The 14,014-nt window shown below is 72.1% G+C and carries 11 protein-coding genes; 9 read left to right on the top strand and 2 right to left on the bottom strand.

Annotated elements, in window-relative coordinates:
• Nucleotides 1–2 precede the first annotated feature (2 nt).
• The 9 genes from murG (at nucleotide 3) to AB0J76_RS25630 (ending at nucleotide 9,768) form a co-directional block, all read left to right on the top strand.
• Nucleotides 3–1,079 carry an undecaprenyldiphospho-muramoylpentapeptide beta-N-acetylglucosaminyltransferase gene (gene murG / locus AB0J76_RS25670; RefSeq protein WP_352325070.1) on the top strand — a complete coding sequence of 359 codons (1,077 nt, stop codon included), beginning with the start codon at nucleotides 3–5 and terminating at the stop codon, nucleotides 1,077–1,079.
• Nucleotides 1,076–2,473, top strand: a complete 1,398-nt coding sequence (gene murC, locus AB0J76_RS25665) for a UDP-N-acetylmuramate--L-alanine ligase (protein ID WP_352325071.1) — start codon at nucleotides 1,076–1,078, stop codon at nucleotides 2,471–2,473. Before murG ends, murC begins: the two co-directional genes overlap by 4 nt.
• A gap of 73 nt (nucleotides 2,474–2,546) precedes the next feature.
• Nucleotides 2,547–3,209 carry an FtsQ-type POTRA domain-containing protein gene (locus AB0J76_RS25660; protein ID WP_352325073.1) on the top strand — a complete coding sequence of 221 codons (663 nt, stop codon included), beginning with the start codon at nucleotides 2,547–2,549 and terminating at the stop codon, nucleotides 3,207–3,209.
• A 335-nt stretch (nucleotides 3,210–3,544) separates the two neighbouring features.
• Nucleotides 3,545–5,050 (top strand): cell division protein FtsZ, encoded by a 1,506-nt coding sequence (ftsZ, locus tag AB0J76_RS25655; protein ID WP_352325074.1) that lies wholly within the window; start codon nucleotides 3,545–3,547, stop codon nucleotides 5,048–5,050.
• A 151-nt stretch (nucleotides 5,051–5,201) separates the two neighbouring features.
• Nucleotides 5,202–5,894 (top strand): YggS family pyridoxal phosphate-dependent enzyme, encoded by a 693-nt coding sequence (locus tag AB0J76_RS25650; protein ID WP_352325075.1) that lies wholly within the window; start codon nucleotides 5,202–5,204, stop codon nucleotides 5,892–5,894.
• A gap of 138 nt (nucleotides 5,895–6,032) precedes the next feature.
• Nucleotides 6,033–6,533, top strand: coding sequence for a cell division protein SepF (gene sepF / locus AB0J76_RS25645; RefSeq protein WP_125630470.1), 501 nt, complete (start codon nucleotides 6,033–6,035; stop codon nucleotides 6,531–6,533).
• 80 nt (nucleotides 6,534–6,613) lie between these two features.
• Complete coding sequence (locus tag AB0J76_RS25640) at nucleotides 6,614–6,907, top strand: YggT family protein (RefSeq protein ID WP_125630468.1); 294 nt, start codon at nucleotides 6,614–6,616, stop codon at nucleotides 6,905–6,907.
• Nucleotides 6,908–7,015: 108 nt separating this feature from the next.
• Nucleotides 7,016–7,891 (top strand): DivIVA domain-containing protein, encoded by an 876-nt coding sequence (locus AB0J76_RS25635; protein WP_352325076.1) that lies wholly within the window; start codon nucleotides 7,016–7,018, stop codon nucleotides 7,889–7,891.
• Nucleotides 7,892–7,953: 62 nt separating this feature from the next.
• Complete coding sequence (locus tag AB0J76_RS25630) at nucleotides 7,954–9,768, top strand: hypothetical protein (protein WP_352325077.1); 1,815 nt, start codon at nucleotides 7,954–7,956, stop codon at nucleotides 9,766–9,768.
• Nucleotides 9,769–9,908: 140 nt separating this feature from the next.
• Here AB0J76_RS25630 and AB0J76_RS25625 read toward each other — a convergent pair whose 3' ends face one another.
• Both AB0J76_RS25625 and ileS read right to left on the bottom strand, forming a co-directional pair.
• A complete protein-coding gene (locus AB0J76_RS25625; protein ID WP_352325078.1) occupies nucleotides 9,909–10,415 on the bottom strand; it encodes a hypothetical protein in 507 nt (168 codons plus the stop codon).
• 179 nt (nucleotides 10,416–10,594) lie between these two features.
• Entirely contained in the window at nucleotides 10,595–13,735 is a 3,141-nt protein-coding gene (gene ileS / locus AB0J76_RS25620) for an isoleucine--tRNA ligase (protein ID WP_364390657.1), read from the bottom strand.
• Nucleotides 13,736–14,014: the final 279 nt, after the last annotated feature.

The following is a 14,014-nucleotide window of genomic DNA, read 5'->3' as shown; positions in this document are numbered from 1 at the left end:
AGATGAGGGTGGTCCTCGCCGGTGGGGGGACGGCCGGGCACATCGAGCCCGCGCTCGCCCTTGCGGACGCGCTGCGCCATCTTGACCGGAGCGTCGGCATCACCTGCGTGGGCACCGAGCGCGGCCTGGAGACGCGGCTCGTGCCCGCCAGGGGCTACGATCTCGAACTGGTGCCGGCCGTGCCGCTGCCCAGGGCGATCACCCCGAGCCTGCTGACCGTGCCGGGCCGGCTGGCCGGGGCGATCAACGCCGTGTCGGGCGTGCTCGACCGGGTCGGCGCCGACATCCTGGTCGGGTTCGGCGGCTACGTCGCCACGCCCGCCTACCTGGCGGCCAAGCGCAAGGGCCTGCCGATCGTCGTCCACGAGGCCAATCCCCGTCCCGGTCTGGCCAACCGGCTGGGCGCCCGGCTGACCGACCACGTCTTCACCGGCTTCCCCGACGCCGCGCTGCCCAAGGCCGAGTTCATCGGCACCCCGCTGCGCCGCGAGATCGTCACCCTCGACCGGCTGTCCACCGGCGACAAGGCGCGCTCCTGGTTCGGGCTGGAGAACGACCGGCCCACGCTGCTGGTGTTCGGCGGCTCGCAGGGCGCCAGGTCGCTCAACGAGGCCGCGCTGGCCGCCGCGCCGGTGCTGCGCGGGGCCGGCATCCAGGTGCTCCACGTGCTCGGCCTGAACAACACCGTCGAGCACGAGCCGCCGCCCGGCGACCCCCAGTACGTGCTGCTGCCCTACGTCGACCGCATGGACCTCGCCTACGCCGCCGCCGACGTCGCGCTGTGCCGCAGCGGGGCCCTGACCTGCGCCGAGCTGACAGCCGTGGGGCTGCCGGCCGCGTACGTGCCGCTGCCGCACGGCAACGGCGAGCAGACCGTCAACGCCGAGCGCGTCGTGCGCGGCGGCGGCGGCCTGATGGTCGGCGACGCCGACCTGTCACCCGATTGGATCATCCAGAACGTGCTGCCCATGCTCCACGACCCCGAACGGGTCGCCGTCATGTCGGAGGCCGCCTCCCGGCTGGGGCGCAAGGACGCCGATATCATGCTTGCCAGGAAAGTGTTGGAGATAGCCCGATGAGTCTCGTCAAGCTGGTCGATCCCGTAGCCGTCGAAGACCTCGGCCGCGTGCACTTCATCGGCATCGGCGGCGCGGGCATGTCGGGCATCGCCCGCATCCTGCTCAAGCGCGGCGTCCGCGTCACCGGAAGCGACGCGCGCAGCTCCGAGCTGGTGACCGAGCTGCGCGAGCTGGGCGCGACCGTGCACATCGGGCACGCCGCCTCGCACATCCGGGACGTCGACACCGTGGTCGTCTCCACCGCCATCCGCGACTCCAACCCCGAGCTGGGCGAGGCGCTCAGGCAGGGCCTGCGGATCATCCCGCGGGCCGCCGCGCTGGCCTCGGTGATGGGCGGCCGCACCGGCGTGGCCATCGCCGGCACCCACGGCAAGACCACCACCACCTCCATGCTGACCGTGGCGCTGCAGAAGTGCGGCGCCGAGCCGTCCTACTGCGTGGGCGGCCAGCTCGTCACCACCGGGCTGGGCGCCGACGAGGGCGCGGGCCGGGTGTTCGTGGCCGAGGCCGACGAGAGCGACGGCTCCTTCCTCATGCTGGCCCCCGACATCGCCGTGGTGACCAACGTCGAGGCCGACCACCTCGACAACTACGGCGACCCGCGCGCGGTGCACGACAGCTTCGCCCGCTTCGCCGACCGGGTGGGCTCGCTGCTCATCGTCTGCGCCGACGACCCGGGCGCCGCCGAGCTGGCCGGGCGGGCGCGCGAGCGCGGGCTGCGGGTCAGGACCTACGGCGAGCGGGGCGAGGACTACCGGGTGACCGGCGTGCGCCCCGACGGCTTCGGCACGGTCTTCTCCATCGAGGGCAGGGGAGACGTGCGGCTGGCCGTCCCCGGGGCGCACAACGCCCTCAACGCCACCGCCGCCATCGCCGTGGCCGACGAGCTGGGGCTGGCGTTCGAGGACATCAGAGACGGCCTGGCGGCCTTCACGGGGGCCAAGCGGCGCTTCGAGGCCAAGGGCGAGGCGGGCGGCGTCGCGGTGTTCGACAGCTACGCCCACCACCCGACCGAGCTGGCCGCCGACCTGCGGGCCGCGCGCGACGTCGTGGCCTCCTACTCGGGCACCGGCCGGGTCATCGCGATCTTCCAGCCCCACCTGTACTCGCGCACCCGGTTCTTCGCCGACGAGTTCGGCGCCGCGCTCGGGCTGGCCGACGAGGTCATCGTGCTCGACGTCTACGGCGCGCGGGAGGACCCCGAGCCCGGCGTGTCCGGCGCGATGGTGGCCGGGCGCGTGCCGCTGCCCGCCGAGCGGGTGGCCTACGCCCCCGACCGGGCGGCGGTGCCCGACCTGGTGGCCGGGCGGGCGCGTCCGGGTGACATCGTGCTCACGATGGGGGCGGGCGACGTGACCGAGCTCGGGCCGCAGCTCGTGGCGCGCCTGTCCTGAGCCGTGCGGGCGTGGCGGGCGGGCGCCGGGCGGTCCGGCGGCGTACGTTCGAAGCCGGCGTGCGAGGAGGGCGATGAAGGCGCGTAACGCGTTCCTGGTGCTGTTGACGGCGGGGGTGGTCGGCTCGGCCGCCTGGCTGGTGTTCTTCTCGCCGGTGCTGGGCGTGCGGTCGATCGAGATCGTGGGAAATCTCACAGTCACCAGCGAGCGCATCAAGCAGCAGGCCGCCGTGCCCGACCTGCACCCGCTGGCCACGGTCGACCTGGCCGACGTCCAGGCGCGCGTGCTCGGCATCCGGCAGCTCGCGACGGCGAAGGTCGACCGGGTGTGGCCGGGCACGCTCAGGATCGAGGTGGTCGAGCGCGAGCCGGTCGCGGTGATCCCCGCGGGCGGCCGGTTCGCGGTGGTCGACAAGCAGGGCGTGGTGATCGAGGTCAAGGACACGTCGCCGTTCATGCTGCCGTTGCTCAAGGTCGACCGGCCGGCCGCCGGTGACCCGGCGACCATGGCGGCGCTCCAGGTCGTCCAGGCGTTGCCGCCCGTGGTGGCGGGCAAGGTCCGTCAGGTGCGCGCCGCCTCGGCCGAGGGCGTGACGCTGGAGCTGTCCGACGGCCGTACCGTCCTGTGGGGCGGGGCCGACAGGCCGCAGGAGAAAGGCCGCATCCTGGTCTCGCTCCTGAGCCGCAAGGCCACCCTGTACGACGTCAGCTCTCCCGACGTCGTCACCTTGAAGTGATCACGAGTGTCAGGGTCTGGCAACTCCGTGGCAAGGGCATCGCGTGCCTGTGCGAGGTGGGGGTCGCGGCGTGAGAGCCTGTAGATCGGAGCTTCGGCACAGGAAGGCCCCGACCAGGCGCGACTCCGGAGCGAATCGGACAGCCCGCGACACGCCGGACGTGCTTGCGGCGCGGTTAGTTGACCCGCCTGGTAGGGGCCTCCTACTGTCCGTATCAATCCTCAGGTTGACATAAATCTAAATCTCAACCTGAGGTTGAGAGTTACGAAAACTGAGAAAAAGCGGAGACGATCCGCACCGAAATGGCAAGTCAACGAGCGGAAAGGCCCCTCGTCGTGGCAGCACCGCAGAACTACCTCGCGGTCATCAAGGTCGTCGGCATCGGCGGCGGCGGAGTGAACGCCGTCAACCGGATGATCGAAGAGGGACTCAAGGGCGTCGAGTTCATCGCCATAAACACCGACGCCCAGGCGCTGCTGATGAGTGACGCCGATGTGAAACTCGACGTGGGCCGCGAGCTCACGCGCGGACTGGGCGCCGGAGCCAACCCCGACGTGGGGCGCAAGGCGGCCGAAGACCACCGTGAGGAGATCGAGGAGGTCCTCAAGGGGGCCGACATGGTCTTCGTCACGGCCGGCGAGGGCGGCGGCACGGGCACCGGCGGCGCGCCGGTCGTGGCCAACATCGCCCGCTCGCTCGGCGCGCTGACGATCGGCGTGGTGACCCGGCCCTTCAGCTTCGAGGGACGGCGTCGCGCCTCGCAGGCCGAGGCCGGCATCGAGACACTGCGCGACGAGGTCGACACCCTCATCGTGATCCCCAACGACCGGCTGCTGTCGATCTCCGACCGCCAGGTGAGCGTGCTCGACGCGTTCAAGGCGGCCGACCAGGTGCTGCTGTCCGGTGTCCAGGGCATCACCGACCTGATCACCACGCCCGGCCTGATCAACCTCGACTTCGCCGACGTCAAGTCGGTCATGTCGGGTGCGGGCTCGGCGCTCATGGGCATCGGCCACGCGCGCGGCGACGACCGGTCGGTCGCCGCCGCCGAGATGGCGGTCTCCAGCCCGCTGCTGGAGGCGAGCATCGACGGCGCCCACGGCGTGCTGCTGTCGATCGCGGGCGGCTCCGACCTCGGCCTGTTCGAGATCAACGAGGCGGCCCAGCTCGTCTCGATGGCCGCCGCGCCCGACGCCAACATCATCTTCGGCACGGTCATCGACGACGCGCTCGGCGACGAGGTGCGGGTCACCGTGATCGCGGCGGGCTTCGACGACGTGCCGCCGCCGGTCGAGAAGCCGCTGCCCAGGCCCGCGGCCCGGCCGGCCGCGCAGCCCGCGGCGCCGGTGTCGTCCTCGGCACTGCGGCCCGGGGTCCCGGCTTCGCCCAGCGTGAAGTCCGAGCCGCCCGCGCCGCGCCCTGAGCCGAGGCCGGAGCCGCGTCCTGAGCCGCGTGCCGAGCTGCGGCCGGAGCCGCGCCAGGAGTTCAGGCCCGAGCCGCGCCAGGAGTTCAGGGCGGAGCCCCGGCAGGAGTTCAGGCCCGAGCCGCGCCCCGAGCCGCGTCCGGAGCCGCGCGAGTTCAGGCCGGAGCCGCGTCCCGAGTCCCGCCCGGAGCCGCGTCCGGAGCCGGTGCGCCCGGTGGAGTCGGTCCAGCCCGCCGAGCCCGTCGCCGCACTCGGCGACGACGAGCCGCAGGCCCCGGTCTCCATCCCGAGGCCCACGCCCGAACCGGCCAACCCGCCCACGCCCATCACCTCCCGCATGTCGGAGCCTCCCAAACGTCCTCGGGTGATCTTCGAGGAGCAGGAGGAGGAGCTCGACGTCCCCGACTTCCTCAAGTAGCTCACCACCCACCGCCGCTCCCCGCAGGCATCCGGGAGCGGCGCCGTCGTGTGTGCCGGGATCCGACCCGCGGCACGGAAAGGGGGCCATCGTGGCGTACGGCGTGCAGGCCGAACTGCGAGGCGATGGAGGCAGGGAGAGGGAGGCAGGCGTGCGGAGGGACGAGATCGCGGCCGGTCTCACCGAGATCGAGGCCCGCATCGGCGCGGCCTGCCACGCGGTGGGCCGCGACCGCGGCGAGGTCACCCTGATCGCGGTCACCAAGACCAGACCGGCCGAAGACGTGCGCATCCTGTGCGAGCTGGGTGTGCGCGACGTCGGCGAGAACCGCGACCAGGAGGCCGCGCCCAAGGCGCACGAGCTGGCCGGCCTGCCGCTGACCTGGCACTTCGTCGGCCAGCTGCAGACCAACAAGGTGCGGTCCGTCGTCGGGTACGCCGACGTGATCCACTCGCTCGACCGCCTCCGGCTGCTGGAGGCGATCAGCAAGGAGGCCGTGCGGCAGGGTCGCAAGGTCGGCTGCCTGATCCAGGTGGCGCTCGACGACGACCCCTCCAGGGGCGGCGCCCGGCCCGCCGACGTGCTCGCGCTGGCCGACGAGGTGGCGCTGGCCGACGGGGTGTGGCTGGGCGGCGTCATGGCGGTCGCCCCGCTGGGGGTGGAGCCCGGCCGCGCGTTCGCCGTGCTGCGCGAGGTCGCGACCCGCGTCCAGGAGCAGCATCCGCGGGCCACGATGGTCTCCGCGGGCATGAGCCAGGACCTCGACGAGGCGGTCGCGTACGGTGCGACACACGTGCGGATCGGTACGGCGTTGCTCGGCCGTCGCAAGCCCTTCGTCAGGTAATGTCCCCTCAAGTGGGTCTTCAGGCCCATGATCAAGTAGAGGTCGATCCGCGGTGAGCTCCAAGGGGGTACGGCTGCCGCCTCGGCCCCGGCGACGGGTCCGAGCCAGTGCGACCATGAGCAGGAGGACGACGTAGCGATGGCCGGCGCGATGCGCAAGATGGCGGTCTACCTCGGTCTCGTGGAGGACGACCGCTACGAGAGGTACGAGACCTACACCGACGAGTACGCCTACGACGACGATGTCCAGCGGACCGGCGAGGAACGGCCCGTGGCGGTCCAGGACCGCGACGAGGAGGCCGACTCCGGGGTCCCCGCGCCCAGGCCCGCCACGACGATCCTGGAGCGCCGTACGACCGACCTGGCGCGCATCACGACCCTCCATCCCCGGACCTACAACGAGGCCCGAACCATCGGAGAGCACTTCCGCGACGGCACCCCGGTCATCATGAATCTGACCGAAATGGTTGACAGCGACGCGAAGCGGCTCGTGGATTTCGCGGCAGGTCTGGTCTTCGGCCTACATGGAAGCATTGAACGTGTTACCAACAAGGTGTTCCTGTTGTCCCCTGCCAATGTCGAGGTGACCGCCGAGGACAAGGCCCGAATCGCGGAACGCGGGTTCTTCAACCAGAGTTAGAGTCTCTGTATGTCCATCGCACCCAACCGGGTCCACGCGCGGCCGGGAGGGCACACCAGAAGTGGAGGCGCGGCCGGGCCGTGGAGATCGTGAGTGGGATCTTGGTCGTAGTCCTGTCTCTGTATTTGGTACTGCTCATCGGCAGGATGATCTTTGAGACGGTGCAGGCGTTCGCCCGGCAGTGGCGGCCTTCCGGGGTCGTGCTGGTGCTGGCGGAGGCCACGTACACCGCGACAGACCCACCTCTCAAATTCCTCCGCCGTTTCATTCCTCCGCTCCGGTTGGGTACGGTGGCCTTTGACCTAAGCTTCACTGTCCTGTTCATCGTCGTTCTGATCTTGATCCAGATCGCTGGGTCACTGGGCGGCCGGTGAGGCGGGCTGGTGGGGTGGCCGGTCGTGATCCAACTCGTGTCCGCGCTGAAGTGATTCGGGTTCACCGTCCCTCCGGACAGACTCCAAGCGCGCCAAGGAGACCAAAAAATGCCGCTGACGCCCGCTGATGTGCGGAACAAGCAGTTCAGTACCACCCGGCTGCGGCCGGGCTACGACGAGGAGGAGGTCGATGCCTTCCTCGACGAGGTGGAGGCTGAGCTCGACCGCCTGATCCAAGAGAACGAGGAGCTACGCGCCAAACTGGCCGAGTGCCTGCGTGGGAAGGTGCCGGGCGGCATGGGCATGCCCATGGCCTCCGCGCCCGTCCAGGAGCAGCCGAAGCCGGAGATGATGGCGCCGCCGCAGCCGGAGCCCATGCGGGCCCCCGAGCCGCAGCCGATGCGCGCCCCCGAGCCGCAGCCCGTGGCCATGAGCATGCCTCCCGCCGAGGACAACATGGACACCGCGGCCCGCGTGCTGGCCCTCGCCCAGCAGACCGCCGACCAGGCGATCGCCGACGCCCGCCGGGAGGCGGACGAGACGGTGACCCGCGCCCGCCGTGAGGCCGACGAGATCCTCACCAAGGCCCGCCGCCAGGCCGAGCAGGTCATCGGCGACGCCCGTGCCCGCGCCGAGACGCTCGAGCGCGACGCGCAGGAGCGCCACCGCCAGGCGATGGGCTCGCTGGTCCAGACCCGCGACGAGCTCGAGCGCAAGGTCGAGGAGCTGCGCAGCTTCGAGCGCGAATACCGCAGCCGCCTCAAGCTCTACCTGGAGAACCAGCTCGCCGAGCTCAACGTCTCCGCGGAGGGCAGCGGCGGGTTCCCGGTCATGTCCGGTCCGCAGGGTCAGGCTCCCGCCATGTCGCACGCGGTTCCCCAGGGTGGTCAGCAGCCTCTTCCCGGTGGCCCCAACCCGTTCGGCGGCGAGGCTCCGCAGGGCGCCTTCCCCGGCGGCGACGGTCCGCACAACGACCGCCGGTAAAGTAACGGGTCACTAGGACCTGTCACTCGAAAGAGCCCCCTGTGATCCTTATCAGTGCTGGTTTGGTGCTCGCGGCGGTCGTGCTGCTGATCGCGGGCTTCGTACTGGCTAAGCCGTTCCTGATCATGTGGTCCATCGTGGTCAGCGTGCTGTCCGCGCTGTTCCTGGTGATCGGGGCGTTGCTGCGGCGTCACGAGCTGTTTCCCGGTGGTGGGCGGGCCGCTGCGCCGGCCACCCCTCCGGCCCCGCTCCCGCCGCCCGGCCTGCCGTACAACCAGACCGGTCCTGCCGGGCCCCAGCCGCACCCGCGGCCACAACCCCACCCGCATCCGCACCCGCAGACGCTTCAGCGGACCGCCGTTCCGGCCTCCGCGCCTCGCCGCCCCGCGGCGAGCGGCATCTCGCCGGACGCGATCGTGCTGGTGATCCCGGGCCGCAAGAGATACCACGTGCCGGGCTGCCGCCAGCTGGCCGGACGGGATCACGAGGAGCTCACCCACGAGGAGGCACGCGAGGAGGGCTTCACGCCCTGCACCACGTGCCTTCCGGACGCCGCGCTCGGCGGACGGCAGTTGCCGCCTGCCGCCGACCCCGAGCCCGTCGTCGCCCCCGGCCCCGGTGCCACCCCCTCCGCCGTGGCGGAGAGCCGGGCCGAGACCTCCGCGGAGACCCGGGACCTGCGCCCGCCGGTCGTACCGCCGAAGCCCGACACGAAGGCTTCCACCCCCACCCCGGAGCCCGCCGCCCCCCGCGAGGAGGGCGCCACCGGGTGGTTCGGCCGTCCGGCCGCCGCCGCGCAGGCGAGCGACCCGGCCAAGTCCCCCTCCTCCGCCGCCGCGCCCGATTCCGAGGCCGGTCCGGACGACGAGCAGGGGGAGATCCAGACTTCCTACTTCCGGCCGCCGTCGGAGCGCGAGCGGCCCGCGCGTCCCTCTTCGCCTTCGCCGGACGACGCCAAGGGCCCGTCGGCCGCCCCTTCGAGCCCTGCTGCGGCCTCCACGACTGCGGCCTCCACGAGTTCGCCGGCCCCTGGCCCGTCCAAGAGCGCGCCCAAGAGCCCGTCCGAGAAGCCGTCGGCTGTTGGGGCGGTTGAGGGTGAGGCTCCGGCTTCGTCGGCCAAGGGCGCGGCTCCCGCCAAGCCCGGTGCGGGTGCGGCGGCTTCAGGGCAGACGGGCGGTGAGGCGGCTGTTTCCGGCAAGCCGGCGGTTGAGAGCAAGCCGGGCAAGCCGTCCTCGGCCGCCCGGCCGTCGCCCACCGACCGGCCCGCCGACCGGCCAGCGCCGGCTGCTGACCGGCCCGCCGACCGGCCCGCGCCGACTGCTGACCGCCCCATCGACCGGCCCGCGCCGGCTGCTGAGCGGCCCGGACGGCCCGCCGAAGCGTCCGCCGACGACGGCGACGACATGTCCGATCCCGACACGGCGCCGCAGCCTCGCGTGACGGCCTCCGGGCTGCCTGTGCAGCCGGAATCCTCGGGTGGGGCTGCCGGGGCGTCCGAGCGGCCTTCTGGGGCTGCGCCGGCCCCTTCCGCCCGTCCGGCGGGAACGGCCGCCCCGGCGCCGAAGGCCGAGGGCAAGGACGCCAAGCCCGGCACGGCCGCCGGCAAGGAGAGCGCGGCGAAGGGCGAGACGTCCGGCGGCAAGCCCGGCAACACGGGCGAGGGCTCGAAGGGCGAGACCGGCGGCACGTCCGGGCCCGGCGGGAGCTCAAGGACGGTCAAGGTCATCACCGGCACCCGTCGCTACCACAGCGCCACCTGCCCACTGATCAGGGGCGCGGGGGAGACGGGCGTGGAGACCATGACGATCCCCGAGGCCGAGGACGCCGGCCTGACCAGCTGCCCGGTGTGCCAGCACGACCGCGACCCGGCCGAGTAACACCCGCCCACCCCGGCCCCGCTGCGCATCCGCCGGCGGGCCGGGCTCAGGGACGTCCACGTCCATCTGGCCATTTGTCCGCCCTTCTCTGGACGAGGTACCGCCGGGAAGGCCCGAACGCCCCCGCGACCGGGCGGAGCTCACCGCGCTCTCCACGCGGCCGCCGTCCGGCTGGTGGACTTGGCTGTGACGGGACCGGCCTGGGGGGCGGGCCACACCTGGATCAGGTACTCCTCGACGGGGGCGTCGTCGTCCCGGGGGTCGCCGTCGTCGCGGTTGCGTCCGTGGACGCGCAGCCGGTAGTCGCCGGGGCCGGGCAGTTCCAGCTGTGCGGCCGGGTTCTCCCCGCCGCCCGTCGTCGCGAAGTCCATGAACGCGGAGCGCCAGGCCACCGACACCTCGGCGACGTCCTGCCAGTCGTCGGCGGCCAACGGCGGGGCGGCGTCCCACAGTTCGGCGGTGACGCCGATGTCGCCGATCTCCTGGCCGCACACGACGCGCGCGCCGTCACCGCCAGGATCGGCCTGGACGAGGCCCGTCGCGGTCATGTCCCACTCGAACTCCGCCACGAGCTCCTCGCCGGTCAGATCGACGGTGGACGCGTCGACGAACACCTGAGCGGAAGCACGGCGGATCAGACTCGGCACGGGACCGGATCCCTTCGTCACGCGGCAGGAGGCGGCCACACGCGTCGGGGACGCCACCGAGGTGATCGGTGGCGCCCCGCGCGGTGGCCGGTCGGACCGTGCCCGCCACGCCGTCGACCGGTCCGGGAGCGAGGGCTCCGCGGGCCGGTCCGGGAGCGAGGGCTCCGCGCAGGCCGGGGTCAGGCGCGGCGGAGGTGGAACGTCAGGCCCAGGTCCTCGTCGCGGTGGGCCGGGAGGTCCTCCTGGGCGCCCTCGGTGAGGGACGCGGCCAGGACCTCCTCGGCGACCGTGCCGCCGCCGGAGCGCAGCGCGGCGGCCAGGTCGGGCGAGGAGGCCGTCCACCACAGGTCGATGCGGTCGGTGATCGACAGGCCGGAGGACTTGCGGGCCTCCTGGACCAGGCGGATCACCTCGCGCAGCAGGCCCGCGCGGCGCAGCTCGTCGGACAGCTCCAGGTCGAGGGCGACGGTCTCGCCGGTGCCGGTGCCGATGGCGCCGGTCTCCACGGCCCAGCCCGCGCGCGGCTGCTCGGTGACGATCACCTCGTCGGGGCCGAGCATGATCTCGCCCAGCTCGTCCGCCTCGATCATGACGGGGGTGCCGCCACGCAGCGTGCGGGCCACGCGGGTGGCGTCGGCGGCGGTCACCGCGGCGGCCACCAGCTTGGTACGCGACCCGAACCGCTTCCCGAGCGCCCGGAAGTTCGGCTTCACCGTGTACGACACGAGATCGGCGTCGAATCCGGACATGTCCTCAAGGGCCTGGACGTTCAGCTCGTCCGCCACCAGCCCCCGCAGCTCGGCGGGCAGCGACGGCCAGCCGTGCGCGCCCACCAGCGCCCGGCGCAGCGGCTGCCGCGTCTTCACGCCGGAGGAGGCGCGCGCCGAGCGGCCCAGCTCGACCAGCCGGCGCACCAGGGCCATCTGGTCCGACAGCGCCGGGTCGAGCAGGTCCTCGCGCACCTGCGGCCAGCTGGTCAGGTGGACCGAGGAGGGCGCGCCGGGCGCGCGCAGCACGTCCCAGAGGTAGTCGGTGACGAACGGCGTGATCGGCGCCATCAGCCGGGTGACCGTCTCCAGGCACTCGTACAGGGTGGCGAACGCCTCGCGCGAACCCTGCCAGAAGCGGCGGCGGGAGCGGCGGACGTACCAGTTGGACAGGTCGTCGAGGAAGTCGGCCAGGCGGCGGCCGGCGCGCTGGGTGTCGTACTCGTCCAGGGACGCGGTGACCTCGGCGACCGTCCGGTGCAGCTCGGCCAGCACCCAGCGGTCCAGCAGCGGACGCTCGGCGGCCGGGGGAGCGGGCTCGGACGGGCTCCAGGACTCGGCGTTGGCGTACAGGGTGAAGAAGGAGGAGGTGTTCCACAGGGTCAGCAGGACCTTGCGGACGATCTCCTCCAGCGCGTTGTGCCCCACCCGGCGGGCCGCCCACGGCGATCCGGAGCAGGCCATGAACCAGCGCAGCGCGTCGGCGCCGTGCTGGTCCATCAGCGGGATCGGCTCCAGGATGTTGCCCAGGTGCTTGCTCATTTTGCGGCCGTCCTCGGCCAGGATGAGGCCGAGGCAGAGCACGTTCTCGTAGGAGGACTGGCCGAAGACCAGCGTGCCGACCGCCATCAGCGAGTAGAACCAGCCGCGGGTCTGGTCGGTGGCCTCGCAGATGAACTGCGCGGGGTAGACGCCCTCCGGCTTGCCGTGCTCGCCCCACTGCGCGAACGGCATCGAGCCCGAGTCGTACCAGGCGTCGATGACGTCGGGCACGCGGGTGGCGAGCGCGCCGCAGAAGGGACAGTCGAAGGTCACGTCGTCGACGTAGGGGCGGTGCGGGTCGAGCGCGGAGACGTCCTGGCCGGCCAGCGTGCCCAGCTCGGCCAGCGAGCCGACACAGGTGACGTGGCTCTCGTCGGCCGAGCACACCCACAGCGGCAGCGGCGTGCCCCAGTAGCGCGAGCGCGACAGCGACCAGTCGACGTTGTTGCGCAGCCACTCGCCGAACCGGCCCCACTTGATGGTCTCGGGGAACCAGTTGGTGTTGGCGTTCTCCGACAACATCTGGTCCTTGACCGCGGTGGTGCGGATGTACCAGGACGGGAGCGCGTAGTACAGCAGCGCGGTGTGGCAGCGCCAGCAGTGGGGGTAGGCGTGCTCGAAGTGCGTGCCCCGGTACAGCAGGCCGCGCCGGCGCAGGTCCTCGGTGAGCTCCTCGTCGGCGTCCTTGAAGAAGCGGCCGCCGACCATGGGGACGTCGTCGAGGAAGCGGCCGTCGGGGCCGATCGGGTTGACGATCGGCATGTCGTACCGCTTGATGACGGCCATGTCGTCGGCGCCGAAGGCGGGGGCCTGGTGGACCAGGCCGGTGCCGTCCTCGACGGTGACGTAGTCGCCCAGCACGACGTAGTGGGCGCCGGGGATGTCGACCAGGTCGAAGGGGCGGCTGTAGCGGGTGCGCTCCAGCTCGCGGCCCGTGCAGCGGGCCACCTCGGTGACGTCCTCGCCGAGGACGGACAGCAGCGGCTCGGCCACCACCAGCACCTCGCCGTCCGCGGTCCTGGCCGCGACGTAGGTGACGTCGGGGTGCACGGCGACGGCCGTGTTGGACACCAGCGTCCAGGGCGTGGTGGTCCAGATCAGCAGCGCCGCGCCCAGCTCGGCCAGCGGCCCGGACGTCACGGGCATGCGCACGTAGACCGACGGGCTGGAGACGTTCTCGTAGCCGCCCGGCTGGCCCAGCTCGTGGTCGGACAGGCCGGTGCCGCAGCGCGGGCAGTACGGCGTGATGCGGAAGTCGCGGAACAGCAGCCCCTTGTCGAAGACGACCTTCAGCGACCACCAGACCGACTCGATGTAGGACGGGTCCATCGTCCGGTACGCCTGGGACAGGTCGATCCAGTAGCCCATGCGCTCGGTCATCTGCTCGAACGCGTCGACGTGCCGCAGCACCGACTCGCGGCACTTGGCGTTGAACTCGGCGATGCCGTAGTCCTCGATGTCCTTCTTGCCGGTCAGGCCCAGCTCACGCTCGATGCCGACCTCGACGGGCAGGCCGTGGCAGTCCCAGCCGGCCTTGCGCGGGACGCTGAAGCCGCGCATCGACTTGTAGCGCGGGAACAGGTCCTTGAACACCCTGGCCTCGACGTGGTGCACGCCGGGCAGGCCGTTGGCGGTGGGCGGGCCCTCGTAGAACACCCAGGCGGGGTTGCCGGCGTTCTGCTCGACGGACCGCTCGAAGATCTTCCCGTCCCGCCAGCGGTCGAGGACCTCGCGCTCGAGCGCGGGCAGGTCGACCTGCGCGGGAAGAGAGCGGAATGATGGGGAAGACATGTCGGGCGGGACCTCCACGCGTCGTCGGCCGGTTGTGGCGTGCGCGAAGGGACGAAGCCTCGCGGCTCCGCGGTACCACCCTTCTTGGCCTCCGGAGGAGGCCCTCTTCATTCGCTTGCTGCCGGGTCTAGTGAGCTCTGCCGAGCCGTTCTTCCGGCGGCTCCGGGGTGATATCCCTCACAGCGGGGCCCCATCAACGCCTTGCAGTCTCAAACCATAACGCAGAGTGGAGCCGAAGACTTCCAGGTTTCCTCCCGCAGGCGGCGGCGTTGGTAGGCA

This window comes from Nonomuraea sp. NPDC049624, from assembly GCF_040675255.1.
In the GTDB taxonomy this organism is placed as follows: domain Bacteria; phylum Actinomycetota; class Actinomycetes; order Streptosporangiales; family Streptosporangiaceae; genus Nonomuraea.
This window is presented reverse-complemented; position numbering and strand designations above follow the sequence as displayed.

What these genes read in the sequence shown, in the direction of transcription:
- murG (WP_352325070.1), top strand. Translation starts at nt 3, where the DNA reads ATGAGGGTGGTCCTCGCCGGTGGGGGGACGGCCGGGCACATCGAGCCC.
- murC (WP_352325071.1), top strand. Translation starts at nt 1,076, where the DNA reads ATGAGTCTCGTCAAGCTGGTCGATCCCGTAGCCGTCGAAGACCTCGGC.
- AB0J76_RS25660 (WP_352325073.1), top strand. Translation starts at nt 2,547, where the DNA reads ATGAAGGCGCGTAACGCGTTCCTGGTGCTGTTGACGGCGGGGGTGGTC.
- sepF (WP_125630470.1), top strand. Translation starts at nt 6,033, where the DNA reads ATGGCCGGCGCGATGCGCAAGATGGCGGTCTACCTCGGTCTCGTGGAG.
- AB0J76_RS25635 (WP_352325076.1), top strand. Translation starts at nt 7,016, where the DNA reads ATGCCGCTGACGCCCGCTGATGTGCGGAACAAGCAGTTCAGTACCACC.
- ileS (WP_364390657.1), bottom strand. Translation starts at nt 13,735, where the DNA reads ATGTCTTCCCCATCATTCCGCTCTCTTCCCGCGCAGGTCGACCTGCCC.